The sequence below is a fragment of the Flectobacillus longus genome (genome assembly GCF_030056705.1).
GTDB classification, from domain to species: domain Bacteria; phylum Bacteroidota; class Bacteroidia; order Cytophagales; family Spirosomataceae; genus Flectobacillus; species Flectobacillus longus.
Genome location: NZ_JASHIC010000019.1, coordinates 126880 through 144829, shown reverse-complemented (window position 1 = coordinate 144829; position 17950 = coordinate 126880). Strand labels below are relative to the sequence as shown.

At 41.2% G+C, this 17950-nt stretch carries 17 protein-coding genes; 16 read left to right on the top strand and 1 reads right to left on the bottom strand.

Going from position 1 to position 17950, the window contains the following annotated elements; genetic code table 11:
• The first annotated feature begins 17 nt into the window (after window positions 1-17).
• From QM491_RS15025 to QM491_RS14955, 15 genes are all read left to right on the top strand, one after another.
• A complete protein-coding gene (locus QM491_RS15025) occupies window positions 18-545 on the top strand; it encodes a hypothetical protein (protein ID WP_283328302.1) in 528 nt (175 codons plus the stop codon).
• Window positions 520-2067: a hypothetical protein gene (locus QM491_RS15020; protein ID WP_283328301.1), complete on the top strand. Its 1548-nt coding sequence runs from the start codon at window positions 520-522 to the stop codon at window positions 2065-2067. The genes QM491_RS15025 and QM491_RS15020 overlap by 26 nt, the downstream gene beginning before the upstream one ends.
• Window positions 2068-2282: 215 nt before the next feature.
• Window positions 2283-2627, top strand: coding sequence for a hypothetical protein (locus QM491_RS15015; protein ID WP_283328300.1), 345 nt, complete (start codon window positions 2283-2285; stop codon window positions 2625-2627).
• 10 nt (window positions 2628-2637) lie between these two features.
• Window positions 2638-3933, top strand: a complete 1296-nt coding sequence (locus tag QM491_RS15010; RefSeq protein ID WP_283328299.1) for a hypothetical protein — start codon at window positions 2638-2640, stop codon at window positions 3931-3933.
• Window positions 3934-4155: 222 nt separating this feature from the next.
• Window positions 4156-5106, top strand: a complete 951-nt coding sequence (locus QM491_RS15005) for a DUF6712 family protein (RefSeq protein WP_283328298.1) — start codon at window positions 4156-4158, stop codon at window positions 5104-5106.
• A gap of 16 nt (window positions 5107-5122) precedes the next feature.
• Complete coding sequence (locus QM491_RS15000; RefSeq protein ID WP_166549115.1) at window positions 5123-5764, top strand: glycoside hydrolase family 108 protein; 642 nt, start codon at window positions 5123-5125, stop codon at window positions 5762-5764.
• Window positions 5742-6062, top strand: a complete 321-nt coding sequence (locus tag QM491_RS14995) for a hypothetical protein (RefSeq protein WP_283328297.1) — start codon at window positions 5742-5744, stop codon at window positions 6060-6062. The genes QM491_RS15000 and QM491_RS14995 overlap by 23 nt, the downstream gene beginning before the upstream one ends.
• Before the next feature lie 37 nt (window positions 6063-6099).
• Complete coding sequence (locus tag QM491_RS14990; RefSeq protein ID WP_283328296.1) at window positions 6100-6384, top strand: hypothetical protein; 285 nt, start codon at window positions 6100-6102, stop codon at window positions 6382-6384.
• Complete coding sequence (locus tag QM491_RS14985; protein ID WP_283328295.1) at window positions 6381-6755, top strand: hypothetical protein; 375 nt, start codon at window positions 6381-6383, stop codon at window positions 6753-6755. The genes QM491_RS14990 and QM491_RS14985 overlap by 4 nt, the downstream gene beginning before the upstream one ends.
• Entirely contained in the window at window positions 6661-7053 is a 393-nt protein-coding gene (locus QM491_RS14980; RefSeq protein WP_283328294.1) for a hypothetical protein, read from the top strand. Before QM491_RS14985 ends, QM491_RS14980 begins: the two co-directional genes overlap by 95 nt.
• Entirely contained in the window at window positions 7047-7877 is an 831-nt protein-coding gene (locus QM491_RS14975; RefSeq protein WP_283328293.1) for a hypothetical protein, read from the top strand. The genes QM491_RS14980 and QM491_RS14975 overlap by 7 nt, the downstream gene beginning before the upstream one ends.
• A gap of 17 nt (window positions 7878-7894) precedes the next feature.
• Entirely contained in the window at window positions 7895-8371 is a 477-nt protein-coding gene (locus QM491_RS14970; protein WP_283328292.1) for a hypothetical protein, read from the top strand.
• Between the two features lies 1 nt (window position 8372).
• Window positions 8373-10448, top strand: a complete 2076-nt coding sequence (locus QM491_RS14965; protein WP_283328291.1) for a DUF5977 domain-containing protein — start codon at window positions 8373-8375, stop codon at window positions 10446-10448.
• Window positions 10445-11818, top strand: a complete 1374-nt coding sequence (locus tag QM491_RS14960) for a hypothetical protein (protein WP_283328290.1) — start codon at window positions 10445-10447, stop codon at window positions 11816-11818. Before QM491_RS14965 ends, QM491_RS14960 begins: the two co-directional genes overlap by 4 nt.
• Entirely contained in the window at window positions 11818-12357 is a 540-nt protein-coding gene (locus tag QM491_RS14955; RefSeq protein WP_283328289.1) for a hypothetical protein, read from the top strand. Before QM491_RS14960 ends, QM491_RS14955 begins: the two co-directional genes overlap by 1 nt.
• 99 nt (window positions 12358-12456) lie before the next feature.
• Here QM491_RS14955 and QM491_RS14950 read toward each other — a convergent pair whose 3' ends face one another.
• Entirely contained in the window at window positions 12457-13728 is a 1272-nt protein-coding gene (locus tag QM491_RS14950) for a hypothetical protein (protein WP_283328288.1), read from the bottom strand.
• Window positions 13729-13865: 137 nt separating this feature from the next.
• Here QM491_RS14950 and QM491_RS14945 point away from each other — a divergent pair, with 137 nt between their 5' ends.
• Window positions 13866-17948: a phage tail tape measure protein gene (locus tag QM491_RS14945; RefSeq protein WP_283328287.1), complete on the top strand. Its 4083-nt coding sequence runs from the start codon at window positions 13866-13868 to the stop codon at window positions 17946-17948.
• The last annotated feature ends 2 nt before the right edge of the window (window positions 17949-17950 follow it).

Here is a 17950-nt window from a genome sequence, read left to right as displayed (position 1 = left end):
ACTTTTTTATTACACCTATGGAAGAACTTCAGAAAAAAGAACAGAGTCTGGCTAAAACTCAAGATAAGCTAGACAAGTACAAAGATTACCTACTAGGTAGAGGGAAGCTGTCTCCGTCAGAGCAAACCATGCTCGAAAAATACCGTAAAGCTTTTAGTTGGCGTTGTAAAGGGTTTTCACCTCAGCACGTAAAACAAATGCTCATGCAAGATGAGGGTACTCAGTATGCCCAAGCCGCTAGAATACTTCAAGAAGCTACAGAGCTTTATGGACGTGTTGAGGAAATAGACAAAGAAGGTACCAAGCGTATTTTAGTCGAAAACCTCTATATCGCCATGAGTCTGGCCATCAAAGAACGTGACGCCCATGCGGTAATTGCTTCGGTAAAAGAAATTGGTAAACTATCCAATGTTTATTCCGACCAACCACAGCTCAACCCAGCCGATTTGATGCCAAAACGCCAAATTGTCTTCAATCGGGTAACGGTAAACAACAACTATCAATCTACACCAGAAGAAAATGCAGACACAATCGAACTTGAGTAATACGTCCGAAATCCTGCTAAATAACAAACAAGCGGACTTTCTGGAAGCCTTTCTCAACAACCTAGCAGATACACCCGACCCCAAAGACCCACGAGGTTGGGGTTTCACTGGTGGCTGGCGTGCCACAGCTCAATGCGGTCGTGGGTTTGGGAAAAGCCATCTACTCTGTCATATTATTGCTTTATCCGCAAGTGAGCTGCCAGGCGCACGTGCAGGATTGGTAGGTTTAACCTTGCGCCAAGTTTCTGATATCATCCTGAGTCAATCAGCCGAAGTATTCAAAGCATGGGGATATGAGGAATATAATTCAAAGACAGGTACTGGTTGCTACACGGTCAATCAACGTCCACCAGAGCATTGGCAAAAAGCCAAATATCCTCTTCGAAAATATGATAACTGTATTTGTTTCGCCAATGGATATACCGTCGATTTTTTATCTGTAGGGCAAATTCAAGCCAAACGAGGTACCAGCCTTGACCAGTTATTTATTGATGAGTCAGCAACCATCAAAGAGGAAATCTTTAATAAAGTCTTGCGTCCAACAGTAAGGGCAAACAAATACGCATACCAAGACACAAGACCAGGAAGAAAAGGTTTTAACCATCCGCTCCACTGGGCAATTATTGATTTTACCTCTGCTCCTTGGCTCGCCGAAGGAAGATGGATTTATAAAACTGAAGATTTGGCACAACAAAAACCCTACAAATATCACTATATGCAGGGTTCAGCCTATGACAATCTCATGTTTTTACCAGGGAATTATATCGAGGACCAAAGAGAGGTTTTAGATCCACTCAGTTTTGATGTTGAGATTTTGAATAAAAGAAGAACCAAAAACCCAAACTCTTTTTATTCAGCCTTCTCTGACAGACACGTTTACATGGACTATGAAAGGATCGATTACGACCCCAATAGACCGCTGGAAATTAGCTGGGACTTTAACGCCAAATTTACTTCAGTCTCTATTTGGCAAGATTTCGGCAATGAATTTAAGTGTATCGATGTGCTCTGGGTAAAGGAAGCTCCAGACGGACTCTTAGTAAATAAGCTCACAAATGACCTAATTACGAGGTACAAAAATCACAATAATAAGCGGGTTGTTTTATATGGTGATAATGGCGGCTCTAAAAAGGATGCAAATAGAAAGCCCTATTTTGAGGATATTAAAACGGCCTTCCGTAAGGATAAATGGGTGATATTTGATGAGGTACAAACAGGGTACCCACCCTACAATATACGCTATAAGCTAGTTAATGAGTTACTCAAGGGTACTATAGCAAAGGTACCTACTATCCTTATTAATGGCTGGTCTGCTAAAGCTATGGTTATGTCTTTACAAGATGCGCCAATTGTTGGAGATAACTTTGAGAAAGACAAAAGCTCTGAAAAGAAAGACATTCCTCAAGAGTTCGCCACACACTTAAGCGATACATTCGATTATATTATGTTTAGAAAGTTCTCAAAATATCTTTCTTACATCAGCGCCAAAGCCAGACCCTTCCTATTCAAGAAGGCGAGCTAATTTTTTTGGCGTTACCCAGTTACAGGTTTCATATATTCCCAAAAATCTTTTTGGCGCACGCCATTTTGTCCCTGTGCGAGCATGGAATTGTGAAAAGAGTAGAATTTTTAGCCCCATTCACGGGGCTAAACTCTTGACTATCAAGTTTATCACTCTTTTGTAGAGTAGAATTTCCCTCAAATCCTCCCCTATTTCTCCCCTAAAAGTTTTGTCCTATGATTTTTTTGATTCAAATCCCAACTTTGAATCATCAAAACGGCATTAGTATGTATTTTAAAGATGCTTATCACCAGTACCAAATGGCGGGAAAAGGCTCAGGCTTCCCAGACACTTTCGATTTGATTTATACCAAAGTCGATGGAACATTTGGAGAAAAGAAGGGCTGTAGTAGAAGACCCTCAAATCCAAACCCTGACAATAAAAGAGATTTAAGCTCTATCAAACATGAAAACCATGTAGCAGGGAAATGGTATTTGTGGCATCCCACTGACGGAAAATTCGAGATTCATGCCTGTGGCATTATTGCCTTCAATGGCGAGTTTATTGACCATCGTTTTTAGTTGTACACCTATGATAAATACAGTCGGGAAAGCTTACTTTGGCGCCCATGAAACAAAAGCTACTGTCAATGTTGGAACTCGTTCGGATTCCAATGTTGGCAATGGCTCAACTCAAGTAAAGAAAAACGTTAAGGTTGGCGAGAAAAGCTATCAGATATTTCCCTGGGGAATGAATAACAAAAAGCCCAATGAAATGATGGACTTGCTTGCCTCCAATAGCGACTTAATCAACCTACTGGAAGCTAGAAAGGACTTTCTTTTTGGTGCAGGTATTGGCGTTTTCGAGCAAACTTTTGATAAAGGGACGGAGATTTTAACCCCGATTGAAACGGAGAAATATAAAAAACTCCATGATTTTGTCCAGAAAAACGACCTCAGCGAGTTCAACGAATCGGCTGGATGCCATATAGTAGATACGGCAAACCTATTTACTAATGTGAGCATCGAAAAGGATAAAGTCCCGTTGATTACTGCAATTGACCCGCTTTTGTGTCGTGCTGACAAGGACCTCAAATTAGGAGCTGTTCAAAATTACCTCATTAGTGGTGAATGGGCGAGTAATTCACAGAAGGATATTATCGTTACGCCTTCCCTCAAGCTAGATACTGACTTGAGCAAACAAGGTGAGTACATCATGCACGTGAAGCGAACCCAAACAGGACAATTTTATTACAGCTATGCGACATGGTGGCCAGTCCAAAAAGCCATTTCCATTGCTAATCGTCTTTGGGATTTTCATATCAATGGACTCGATACCCAGTACAACGCTGCCAATATCGTTCGTGTTGCTAGTGAGTACTTTAGCAAGTTCGGGGCTGAATATGAAGGTGGAGAAGATGCCTTCAGAGAGGAGTTTTGGGAAAATGTAGATTCACTTTTAAGTGGAGAACAAGGCTCAAACCGAATGCTTGCGGATGAATGTGCCGTGGGTCCCGATGGAAAGTTAACCCCGTACATCGAGATTGTTCCCGTAGAACGTGGTATCAAAGGTGACGAGTACCTGAAGCTTTATGAGATTGTGATGTTAGCGATTTCTAACGCCTCATCAATACTCTCCAACATTGCAGGGGTTTCCAATGGTAAGGTAATGGGTGGCTCAGGCTCGGAACTTCGTGTTTCGGCTGAGTTCCAACAACAGTACCGAACCCCACGTGAACGCCAAATGATTCTGCGAGTGCTAAACCGCAAAATCAAACCTTTGTTGGAATTGCCCAACAATGTAGTTTTTGCTTACAAAAATATCATTCTGCAAACCTTGGACGTAAACCCAACGGGAACTCAGAAAACCACCTCAAACGCCTCTTAATATGGTAGCGCAAATTATTTGGATTGTGTTAAGAATTATAATCCTTACAGTCATTTGGATAGGGACACGAGTACAGGTAAAACGTGGTGACATTTCCGTAATCAATGCGGCTGGTGTTATTATGGGTACTTGCGTCTACTTTGGGATTGACCTTATATTATTATTATTTGGTGGCTTCTTCGATAAACTATTTTAATCATGCTAATCAAATCCACACAGGAAATGAGGACATTTTTAGGAAGAGCCATTTCCTCTGATTTCACCTTTGATTCTTTAAAACCTTACCTTGAGCTGGCGCAACAAGATTACTTGGTCAAAGCTCTGGGAGCTGAATACTGGGCAATTTTAGAATCTCAAGCTCAGAACAATGAGGCTAATCCCATATTACCGCTTGTCCGCAGAGCCTTGGCATTTTATGCGTATCACAAGTATTTGCCCTACTCCATCGGATTGGATAGCGACAACGGTTTACAAGAAACCGAATCCGATAATACCAAACCATTGAGAATCGGGGTACTTGAAAAACGCCAGCGAGAAACGATTGAAAACGCATCCAATGCCTTGGAATCGGTTTTATTGGAGCTATTCAAAAATAAGACTACTTACCAGGCTTTTTGGGCTACTCCCTACGGAATATCGCTCAAAAGTGTTTGGTTTCCAACCGCTACCCATCTTACTGATGTATTGCCCTTGGTCGGTGGTTCGTATAGGATGTTCGTTAGTATCAACCGCTACTTTGTTTGGGCTGAGGTATCCAAGGTTTTACCAGTGGTTGGTATGGCGACTTTAGCTCAAATCAAACAAGCGCATATCAACAACGCCACCGATGAGGTATTGGTCAATGCTTGTCGATTACTCAAGCAGTATATCGCTTGGGCAGCGTATGAAGAAGCCTTACTTTTTTTGAATGTGGTACAGCTCGGCAATGGGGCCTTAAGAGTCTTGAGTGAGTTTGACGGTATCAACAACACCAAAGCACCCGATGAGAAACTTTGGGCAGAATACAAACGGGGTATTCAAAACCGAACCGATGGGGCGTACAACGATTTGATAGGCTTTTTATCGAAGAATGTAACAACCTTCAGCGATTTTACCAATCAAACAGCGTACAAGCCAGAACGTGGGCGACTACCCGACAACAGCAAGTATAAATCAATTTTTAGGATGAAATAGTAAATTTTTCTACACCATGTTTAAAAAACTTATTGCCCTGTTCTCCCTAGTTTTATTATTAAATCTCAATGGCTTTGCCTCTGTTTTTGACCTGTATTTTCCTCGATTGATTCAAGCTGAAGGATATTACTTTGTCATGGTTCAATACGATAAAGGAGGCGCGACCAAGTTTGGAATTACCTACGCCGTGTACAAAAATTGGTGTAATCGTACCACACTAATTCTTATCAGTTGCGATAAAGACAAAAACGGCAAACTGGAGGTAAATGATTTACGGATAACGACCCTGCTCGATGTTAAACCGATTTATCTTACTCGATATTGGGAATTCCATCGGCTCAGTGAAGTCCATAACCAAGGGATAGCGGAAATCATTGGCGATATGATAATCAACTGCGGGACTGGTCGAAACCATGTACACGTAAAGACTATCCAAAAACATCTTGGTTTAAAGGCAGATGGTATCATAGGCACCAAAACCCTCGAAGCCATCAACAAGGCTAATCCTTCAAAGCTTTATAAGTTCATTTATCAGTATCGATCCAATTATTACAAAAAGATAGGGGTAGGTACTCAACGAAAGTTTTTAAAAGGCTGGTTAAACCGAATTTCTACACTAAAAAACGCTCATACCGATGAAAATTACATTGCTCTTTAGCGCCTTTATTTTTTGCGCCTTTACCTTTTTCGGTTCGTTAAATGATACCGTAAAAAGCACTAATCCTCACAAAGATTCTGTGGAGAAAATTACAGAAATCGCTACGATTCGTAAGACTATCGACAGTATCGACACTCATTCCGAAGGGCTTTGCGATACCTGCGTGGCAGCCTACAAAACGGTAATTATCGAGAACCGTTTATTGGCCAAGCGTATCTCGGAGCAAAACTATGAAATGAGTAAACTCATTGAGCAAAACGATGCCATACTCAACCGCAAGCGGATAGCTAGGCGTTAGGGCTCAAACTGTTCCATCTTTTAATCCTATTGCTTGTATGCTCAACCAAAATTTGGGTGTTATCGAGAGACTTACTTCTCCTACCCCGTCCATTTTCCGAACCATCCGAAATATTGCCCTGATATTGGCTGCCATCGGTGCGAGTATCGCCCAGCTCCAAGCACAAATGGAGCTTCCTGACTGGCTACTTTTTGCGGGTGACAAATCCGTTTGGATTAGCGGTTTGCTCACTGCCTTGGTTTCACAGCTTACAGTGGACTACACTGCTAAAGCCATTGTGGATGCCACCACCGAAAAAGCCGAAAAGGGGTATTTGAGATGAAATGGCTCGAATCACTGTGGACCTCCCAAACGACAGCGAGGCTGTTTGGCTTTGGGAACTCTGTAAAAAACTGGGCTATCAAATACAAGCTGTTCATTTTGGCAACGATTATCCTGTCGATAATCATTCTAAACAAATGTCAGCGTGTGAAATCGTCTCAAGTACATACTTTACAGCAAACAGCCAAACAGCACCGCAATCAAGCAGAGCAGGCGCACCAAAAGGCTACTTCAGCCGAAAAGAAACTCGAAGATTTATCAAAGACAAAGCAAAACGATGAAGCTCAATTTAAGCGTAAAAGTGATTTTATTGATAGGATGTCTGGCGACAACCTGCAAAGCGCAATCGACTCAGCGTACAACTACCGATAGTCTTCGTCAGCTCCTTCCAAAAGGGTATTATGTCTTGACCGAACAGGGTGCTAAAGATGCCCTTAAAGCCAAAATGGAGGCTGATTTTCTCAAGAAACAGCTAATCATTCGTGATTCTGTTATTGCCCTAAAAGACACCATCATTAGCTACCAGAAAGTTGAAATAGCCGAAAGAGTTAATGTGGATATCCTTCAACAACAAGCCCTCAAGAAGTCCAAAACCAAAACGGTCTTAAAAACCATCGAGGTTTGGGCGTATCGAGCGGTAATAGTTCTCAAAATTGTAGGTTTATGGTAAAGGTTCAATTCAACGCATGGGAGTTTGATATGCCCGAACGATGGGAGGAATGTTCTCTTGAGCAAATCGCCAAACTCTCTCCACTGATTCACTGGAAAGTAGAAGACATCACAGAAACGGAACAGGAATATGCTGTTTTTATCCTCTTGGGTTGTAGTCCACAGTTTTGGAACGAACTAACCTTGGAAGTCCAGCAATACCAGGCCTTGGTAAAAATTGCTCGTTTTGCTTTTGAACAAAAGATAGTGGAAAGACCTTTTGCCGAATTCAAACACCAGGGAATTACTTACTATGTTTTTGAAGAAAGCTTTGCTAATTCTGATGCGGTGGACGTTGCTTGGGCAAATATGCAATACCTAGCTTTTGCCAATCCTGATGAACCTAATCTCGATGCGCTCGACGAACTACTGGCAACATTGTGCCGTCCTGCTCGTAACGATCTCCACGAGTTCCAACAATCCAAGGACTGGGATGGCGATATCAGAGAACCATACAATGGTCAACGGGTAAAAGCTCGTGCCAAGGAATTTAAAAGTCTTGATATCGGTATCAAAATCGCTTTACTCCAGTATTTCGAATCTCAAAACACCCTGTTTTTAGAATCCTATGCCAATATGATGGGTGATGACGGACGTGCGCCTCGATACGAAAATGGAATGGGCTGGGTCACCATGCTCATGTCTGTAGCCGAAAAAGGAACTTTTGGCAATTTCGAGGCGGTTTGTCACCAAAATGTACACCTCGTATGGACCAAATGCCTTGATGATACCCTTGAGGCAAAAGAACAAGAACGTTTAATGGAAGCCCAAAGACTCAAATCATGATATCAAACTTTTCCCAAATGTTAGCCTTTTTAGAGGCTCAAGCAAAATCCACTACTGGCATAGTGGATTTTCGTCATGTAGGCTCAGCCGAATTTATCATTGAGCGTATTCAGAAGTATTATACCAGCAATTACAAGGAAGGGGCCTGTCTCTTTTTGGATACTTCAGAAGGAGTATTGCAACCTATCGAATACGATATCATGAATATTTCCTTTGTTCTGGGGGTAACTGTGCTCAAGAAACCAAACTCCAACGACCCTGTAGAACAAGATGCTATTTGGAGCGAAACCCTCGATGCGAGCATTCGTTTCTTCTCGAAACTCAAGGAGCAAGAAGCTAATGTAGAAAATTCGGAATGGTTTGAGTGTGGAATCATAGAAAACAAACTGCATCAGGTTTCTAAAATCACTAACTCCAACGCGATGGGCTGGCGTAACGAAATCATTTTTACCTACAACATCGACAAGATTTTTAACCATTGTAATTGTAATTAATATGGATTCACTTGCTACTGGAATCAGTCACCTGCCTTTATGTTTTAGCAGAAATAAGCTTACCTATCATGTGGATGCCTTCGACCCATTGGTTACCCTAAGAGCTGGCTTACTGACCTATATCGAAATTCATACCCCAAAGGCTTACCAATCTGCCGAATTTGTCAAGCTTGCTGAGCGTGTCGCCAGCGAACGCCCGATGCAAATGTTATCGGGTGCTCCCTTTTATTATGGGACTGATTTCGAGATTGATTCTATTTTGGATGGGTTATTGTCTTATTGCCCACCTAAGTACAACCAAACCCAAATCATGGTTTGCGCCTCCATGACGATACCTTTTAAGGTCAAAAGCGCTATCAAAAATAATACTGGGGTACTGGGTACTATTTTTACTTCAGAGACGCTTTTTGCCATCAAAGCTGGTTTAAGCGCCGATCAATACCCTGGTTGGAAAGATAATTTTTTCACCAATTATTTTGACCAAAACAAACCCTTTTTAACGTTCCATCCCAGGGAAAAAACTATCGACCGAGAACAACCGGAATTCTTATACTGGCTTTGTAATCTGCTCCCAAAACCTAGCAAAGTCAATGTGCGGGTAGAAGTGAGTTTTTCGGATGGCAGCACTTCTGTTCTCACACCCCAATTTCTGGTAAATCCTACCCAATACACCGTTTACTGTATCCCTGTGGGATTTGTAACCTTGGGGCTTGATTTGCTTGAAACTGACACCAAAAAAGTAGTAGATTATCAAGTATGGTTAAGCAATGATGTCAACCAGCGCTTGACAGAAATACGAACTTACACCCTCGAAACCCAGTATTTCCCTAATACTCGGTATGTCATTTTTGTCAACTCTTTGGGAGGTTATGATACTATTCGAACCACTGGCACTGGTCAAGGGAGCCTCAAGGTCAACCGTACCAAGGGCGAAAAAGTACTCGAAAGCAACTATCAGGCTTCGAGTGCTGAGGTATTTGTAACCGAAATCACGGGTAAAAAGGTACTCAATCTCAATACTGGCTATTTTGATGGCGACCAAACCGCCTACCTAAACGAGCTGATGTTTGCCAAAGAAATCTATTTAGTGTCAAACGATGGCTTTATTCCTGTTACACTCAATAGCGACGCCTACGATTATACGCAAGATAATGAGGATTTGGCTGGACGTACTTTTGAATTTGAATTTGCCAAAACCGAAAATGCTTTTTCTGACCTACCTACAGCTCCCCAACAAACTACCCGTGAGCTGGTATGGATTCCTTCAAATCCGTACTGTATCTATGACCCCGAAACGGGTCTAACAACAGGATTTCAGGCAGCTTCGCAATTGGTTTTGGCGTATAAAGACACTGGCGAAAAGGTTAAAGGCGTGCCTCCTAAAGATAATTTCCCTGGTACTGAAGGTTACTTTGCCCCTGCTCTTTCATCGGCTTGTAGTGCTGGCAATGCACCTTTTAAAAACACTGCTATTGCTCAAAAAGGCACTTATACCCGTAACAATTGTATCAACAGTTATGGAGATTATGCCACGATAACTGTACTAGCTAATACCTTTGGCGGACAGTCTCAAGAGGAAGCAGACAACCGAGCCAAAGCAAGATGGGCATTTCTCAATACGCAAGAATACGCTAATCTATATGCTTCGTGTCTTGCGGCGCCAGAATTCTATACTATGAATCCACAACCACCAGTCAATCAGTTCAATTACCGCTATGTAACCAAACCTAGTACTATGAACTGCCAAATCAACGGTGGACTTGGTGCGGCTTCGGGTAATAATGCTGATTTGGTATTTGGTAATCACTGGGCGATTCAGAACAATACCAATCCAAATTCCAAGGTGTATCCTGTGGGTAAAAATGATATTTTACTCCCATGTGGTGAGTCTTATATGTTGACTATTTATGGCTGGGATAAATCGGTAAGAGTGAAGATTTACGCAAATGGAACGTCTTTGGCGACCAAAACTATTACCCCTGCCGAATTCCAAGCGGGCGAAGGTGCATATATCTATCAAATCTCTGTGGCTTTTCCCTCTCAAGCTAAAGTTTTTGTTTTGTTCGAAACCCTATGAAACTACTTATAAAAATTGCTGGGCAAACGGTAGACGTTTCTCCAGATACATCCATCAACCTTGTGCGAAAAAGTCCGGTGTTTCAGCGAGATGAAATTATTGGCGATTATGCCGAGGAAATCAACCTACCTTTTACCTTACAAAACGATAGGATTTTGGGGTATTTTAGACATCCACAGTCAGCGACGGCCATCCAACGAATGTACTGTGAGCAATATGTAAATACCAATATGCTTACTCGTGGTTACGTGCTACCAATGGAGGCGATTGATAATTATCGTTTGGCTTATACTTCTGGTTTAGCAGATGCTTTTGGCAATATCAGAACCAAAAGTTTAAGAAGCATCGACTTTGGGAGCATTGCTTTACCGACCAATTACAACAATACTTTAGGCAATACCTATCAAAATGGAGGTTTTGTATTTCCCTCTATCTGGTCGCCCGAATTTTACCAAAATCCCCCTGAAGGGTTCAACGGTAAAATCAATGAGTATAACAATGGCTATACCACCGGGCCAAAAGTACCCATGTTTTTTGTCAGGTATATCCTCGAACAAATAGCCTCACACACAGGCTTTGTTTTTAGCTTCGATACTCCCGAAATCAACCTTTGGATTATCTACAATACACAAAGCTTGGATTCTTTGGGAGCGATTTTACCGCAAAATCATTTACCTGATTTAACCGTAGGGCAATTCTTATTGGAGTTTGCCAAGCTTACCAATTCGGCGCTATTCTTTGATGTACCTAATCGTACCCTCCAGTTCAAAACCCGAAAAAGTATTTTCCAATCTGAATGTACCCTCGACTGGAGTAAAAAGGCAAGCCCCATTAAAGGCAAAATTCCGTTTGGATCATCAGGATTGGAACTATTGTTTACCGAGGATTCTGACGATGGCGTCACAAAACTCATGCCTCTTGAAAGCTACCTAAGTACAGGAGCCAGCGAGGATATCACCAAAATCGAAACTGTTTGGAGTACCCTCCCTACGGTGAACGGTCTCCCTTATACTCTCCAACAAGGCATCACAGCAGGACAAAATGACAAAACATTTAGTCCAAGGCTTTTACAATGGAGTGGATTACAAAACGGTATTCCCTTGGCAAAAGCAGAAACTAATTCCCTTGAGCTTTTTTGGAATACTACTAATGGGCTTTTCAAGCGCTATTACCAAGAAGAAGAATGGCTCAACCAAAACACCTTTATCATACCTCCAGTAACCTTGTACCTGACCGAAAGTGATTTGGCACGGTGGACACCTGACCAAAAGGTACATATAAACGGAGTAAATTATTTATTTGACCAAATCGAGTGTCCTTTACACAACCTCTCTCAAGGCTGTATTGGCACTGCTTACCGTGTTTATTGATGGAAGAATTAGAAAAACTTTTCGAAACAGAGCTAAATGAAATACAAGATGCTGCCGTCTTGTATTTCCAACGATTTATCAAAGAACGGGGTTTGGTGCTTACCAATGAGCTACACGAACAGTTCAAAAAATCGGTAATTGTTGTGGCAAGTGAGCTGTACGCTGAGGTAAAAATCAGTTTCCATCATTACGGAAGATTTTTGGATCTAAAAACGATGCAGTTTAGAGGTGGCAAACCCGACCCTGAAGGAGTATTGATTGAAGGGCTAAAAAAGTTTATAGCTTTTAAAGGGCTATCAGATTTTAATGGAATCCCTGGGTACTACGGAGCCAAAAGAATGCCCATCACAAGCATAGCCATCAACCGCCTAGCCTACGCAATGGCATACAATCGAGTAAACAGAGGAACTGTAAGACGTCGTGGCGACGGCTGGTACAACAAAGGAAGGTCAATGTTTGTAAGGGATGTTAGAAGAAGGATGCAGGGCTCAATTGCAGAGTTAATTACCTCAGAGGTTGCAAAGAAAATGGAAATATAACAGAATAGGCAAGATTCTGCCTATTCTGTTTATTTAGTAAGGTATTTTCGCCATTCCTTTGAGCCTCTCAACACTAATAAGACAGTTTAACTTAAAGACTCACTCCTTTTTCTCTTCTTTCTTTTCTAAGTCTTTTTTCCCATAGGACTTTATAAGTTCAATTAAATCATCTTTCAGTTGTGGAGCTACCTCTACAATTTTTGAAAACATCTTACTTTCCAGAAATTCTTGAATAGGTGTGTTCTTGGAGTCTTTATCATCGACAAGTCGAACTGGTGATTCGTCTAGTCGTTCCAAAGCAATGTTGAATAGTTTATTATAGAAAGATTTGTCTATTCTTTCCGCTTCAAATTTATACCCACTGTAAGCTTTTGCTAAAGCTGACTTATATCCATAATCTTCAGATAATCTAAAATACATCCCGATCTGTTTGGTCGCTAACCATGCTGCCCAAATTGTTCCCCCAAATGAAATAATAACTAAAATTAATTTTATTAATACCACTGACCAGTTAATTGTAATGGTATCTTTAGAAGTTGTAACTTTGGTTACAACCTCAACTTCAGATAACAAAGTATCAAGCCTAGAAGTACCAAACTTTATACCGAACATTAATGTCAGAAAAAGTACGATGACCCAGAAAGCCATAATAACTTGCAACTGTATGGCCTTGCTTGAAAAGGATTTTGCTAACCCTACAGTTGTAGAAGCACTAAAAGCAGCTTTACAGTCATCGACAATCTGTTTTGCCTGATTTTCCAACTTAGTCATAACTGAAATATTAGCAATTGCATTATTCTTTAGACCCAAAACCATATCTGTATCTTTTTGAACCTCTAATAAGTCAACAGAAAGCTTCTCACTTTTACGATCTAATTCACCTCTAAAGGCTTCGAAAGCAAAAACAGTTTTATGGGACTGTTCTATAAAATCAGATTTTAATTGAACTTCTTCATAAATCTTATTAAAATGCTCAAAATCTTCTCTCAGTCTAGCCACATCTCTTAATGAAAATAAATTTGAGATCTGAATTTTTAGAATTTTGTTCTCTATTTCTGTGAGGTAATTAAGAAAGTTAATTAAGGGCTGCCCATTCAAATAAAGTAGGTCACCACTCCAATATGTTATGGATATCGTCTCATAAGTTGTTAATTTATTCTGAACACCCTGTATAAAATTGTACTGAAGGTTATCAGACGCAATTGTAGAAATAGACGATGTGACATCCTCTAACTTTTGTAAAATTTCTCTAATGGTTATTAATGGAAGTGTATTTGAAAAGAGCGTACTTATATTTACATCTAGGTCTCTTTCCGGCTGTTGTATCCCTGACTTAATTCTTGCCATCGATAAAGCTATTCTATCTATCATAAGTGTTGTTTGTAAAGTGATAATATAAGTTAAAAATATAAAACCAAACATCATGCCCAATTGAGACAACTTTTTTCCTATTCAATTCAAATTAATAAATTGAACTTGGTATAGAATAATCAAACTATTCTATACCAATGAATCTTGTAGAAGAAAGTACCGTAGTTTTTCGCCTTGATGGGCGCCCCTTCCTTAGTGAACTCTCCCAAATAGAAGCTCAACTCGTAGAAGCTAAAGACAAACTTGCTGGCCTTGAAAAAGGAACCAAAGAATGGGCAGACCAAAAGGCTGTTGTCCGTGAGCTAGCCAGTGCCGTAGAAACAGCTCGTCACCAAATGGACCTTAGCGAGCTAACGGTTAAACAGCTAACTGACCTTCAGCGTGACATGGTTAAAGTCATGAAGGATAGTGTTGTAGGCTCTGACGAATATAATGCGGCGGCAGAAAAGTTAAAACAGATCAATCCTATCTTGCAAGGCGTAAGAGAAGATATGAGAGGTGTTGGCGAGGAAACAGTAAAGCAGACACCTATCTGGGAACAATTCAAAGAAGATTTTACCCGTGCATTTTCCGTGGTTTCAGTTTTTGAGGCAGGAAAAGCCGTTTATGATTTCGTATCAGACAGTGTTAGAGAATTTAAGGTTTTCCAAAGTGCAGCGGCTGATTTATCTGCCGTTACTGGCGCCACTGGTGACGACCTCAAATATCTAACCGATACAGCTAAACAAACAGCTCCAGAGTTTGGTATGATGGGAAGCGAAATGTTAGAGGCCTATAAAATGATGGCTTCTGCTAAACCCGAATTGCTCGATCAAAAAGAACTACTTGCCTCTACTACCAACGAGGCTATCAAATTAGCTCAAGCAAGTAAAATGGAGCTGGGTCCTGCAACTGATGCCCTTGCCAGTAGCTTAAACCAGTTCGGCGAACCAGCCAGCTCAGCCAGTCGCTTCATTAACGTAATGGCAGCAGGTGCCAAAGAAGGCTCAGCCGAAATTGACCAAATGGCATCAGCCCTCAAAAATTCAGGTACGGTGGCAGCCTCTTCAAAAGTCAGCTTTGAGCAAACCAATGCTGTTCTCCAATCACTTAGCTCCATTTCCCTAAAAGGTGGTGAAGCAGGTACCCAGCTCAAAAACGTATTATTGACCCTTTCAGCGGGTGCAAATGAGACCAATCCACAGGTAGTAGGATTGGATAAAGCGATTGAAAATCTTGGCAAAAAACAACTTTCTACTGCCGAGATAGCAAAGTTATTTGGTAAAGAAAACGTTACGGCAGCCCAACATATCATTACTCATGGTAAAGAGATTACAGAATTAACAAAACGAATCACTGGAACGAACGAGGCTTACACTCAGGCAGCAATTAATACCAGTACCTTAGATTTTCAGACAAAGCAAGCAACCTCTACACTAAATACCCTCAAGGTCGAAATTGGCTCTAGTCTTGAACCTGTTATTGTCAAGCTAATCGCAAGCTTTATCACTTTTGTAAATACCATTAGGGCTATACCTTCATTTGTTCGTGAAAATAAAGATATGTTCATTGCCCTTGGGGCAGCAATATTGGCTTTCAATGGGCATTTAATTGTAGCGACGGCCTCAAGTTTAGCTCATGCGGCAGGTGAAAAAGCGGCTACAATTGCCAAAACTGCAAGCACATCCGCTCAATGGTTGTTAAATACAGCTCTTACAGCCAATCCCATTGGAGCTGTAGTAGCAGGTATCGCCTTATTGGTGGGTGGTCTAATTACCTGGTACAAAAATTCTGAATCTTTGCGAGCTGTTATAAATGGTTTATGGGAAAGTATCAAAGTAGGGGTTGATTATGTACAAAAGCTCACCACTAAAATCACGTCATTTATCCAAGAATCAACCCTGATTCAAGGAGCTGTAAGCGTAATAAGTACGGGAGTAGAAAAAATGATGTCCATTCTAAATACAGGCTGGGCAATTGTTAGCACTGTGCTAGGATACTTAAAAACTGGAATTGTTGCTCTAACTGCTCCAATCAATAGTTTTATAGCGCTTGCACAGAAAGCAGTTGGAATATTTACTGGACTATTATCTGCTATTACTCCCGATATATTCAAACAAGCTGGTAATAAAATTGGCACTGCATTTTCTCAAGGCTATGCAGAAAAGATGAACGAGGGCAGAAAAGCCCAAGAAAGTGAACATCAAAAGCACCTTAACAACACGGCTGACGCTTCCAAAAAGACTACTAAAGCCATTGCCGAAAATGACGTTTCGGAACATAAAGAAACCCTTTCTAAAAAGGAAATAGCAGCGGCAAAACATCGTCAGGAGGAAATAAAACGTGCCAAAGAAAAAGCGCAAAAAGAACGTGAGGACCAATTAAAAGAAGAAAATCAAGCGCTCAATGAAATCAAAAAGATGGATATTGAACGTATCAAAGACGAAAATGCCAGAGAAGTTGCCCAGCTCAAGTTTAAGCACCAACAGGAATTGGCGCAAATTGCCCAGTCAAAGGCTAGTCAAACCACCAAAGCTGCATGGGAAAAAGCCCTTAACGATAAACTCATTCGTGATATTGATGCTTTAGAAACCAAAGCTCGAAACGAAAAAGTAGCCGATGAAAAAAAGGCAGCTAGTGAAATCGCCAAAGACCAGGATACCAAACGCCAAGCTAAAATAAAGAACTCATTCGATGCCGAAAAAGCCATTAATGAGTTTGAATTACTAACAGCTCGAAATAATCAAAACGAAATTCAGAGGCTAAAGCTTCAGCGCCTTGATATCGAAAAGCGAGAAACCTTGGCTAAACTCGATGCTGAATTACAAGCCGAAAAACGAACCCTTCAGGAAGCGTATGAATCTGAAGTAGCCAAAGCGACAGCCTCTGGACGAGACACTACAGAAATTCATAGAAGGTACAGAGCTGACCAAATGAGTCTCGATCAAAAGTATTTGGCTGAAAGTTCGCTGGCAATCGCTAACTACCAACAAGCCAAAACCAAGGAGCAGGAAGACCACAACAAACTAAGAGAAGAAAATCACAAAAAGTTTTATGCAGGTCTCAAAGCCTTAATGGATGGCGATTATAATGGTTTTATCGATGGACTCACCGCTAAACTTGGAGCTGATACCAAAAACCTAGATGCTAGAACCAAAAACTTTGTAAGTCATACCGATAAGGTTGGAGAATATGCCAATATGGGTTTTGACTTTTTGAAAAAACTTAGTGATTTACGCCTACAACAAGATGTAAATAACCTCAACAAAGAAAAGGAAACACAGCTTAAAGCTTGGGAGGAAAAGTACAGTAAAGGACTCATCAGTAAAGATGAGTACGAGTCCAAAACCGACGAGCTAAACAAACAATATGCTGCCAAAGAACAACAGCTAAGAAAAGAGGCCTTCGAAAAGCAAAAGAAAATGGATATTGCTCAGGCACTGATTAATGGAGCTTTGGCAGTGGTAAAATCCTTGGCAATGTTTGGTTGGCCTTTTGGTCTTATTGCAGCGGCAGCGGCTGGAGTAATGACAGCAGTACAAGTGGCATCTATCAGCTCTAGAACCTTTGCTCAAAAAGGGGCAGTCATCAAAAACGCTGGGGTGCCTCAAGGCTCTAGACATGGCAACAAATACGGTGATGCTGGTATTCAACTTATCGACCGTACTACTGGCCATGAAATTGGAGAAATGGAGGGTGGTGAGCCTATCATGATTTTGTCTAGGAACACCTACCAAAACAACAGACCTGTAGTAGATAAGCTTTTGCACAGCTCACTACACAGGAACGGTGCCCCTATTTACCGAGATGGCGGTTTGATGTTCGATAACGGTGGTACACTTGATGAAAGTGTACAAGACCGTATCCGAGAAAAACGAGAAGCTGAAAGACAGCAACAAGAGGAAAAACAGCAAAGTGATGCAGTTCAAGCAGAAGCAAACACTACAGCAGGGGACGGCAATAGCCCGGCGGCAAACAATGGCATGGGAGACACCACAGCGCAGGAACAAGCCATTGCCGAAAATACCAAGCTTCAAAAGGAAATAGCTTCAGGAGTTACCAACACGGTGCAGGAACTCAAAGACAGTAATCTAACCGAAAGAGAGATTTTGTCTGAGCTTAGAGGAATGCGAGGTGATATGAATCGTCTTTTGAATAGCATTAATTCAAATACCGCCAAAACAGCAGACCGAACGGCCAACCTTAGCTCTTTAGCGGTGATTGCTAGTAAGTTCAAGTAATC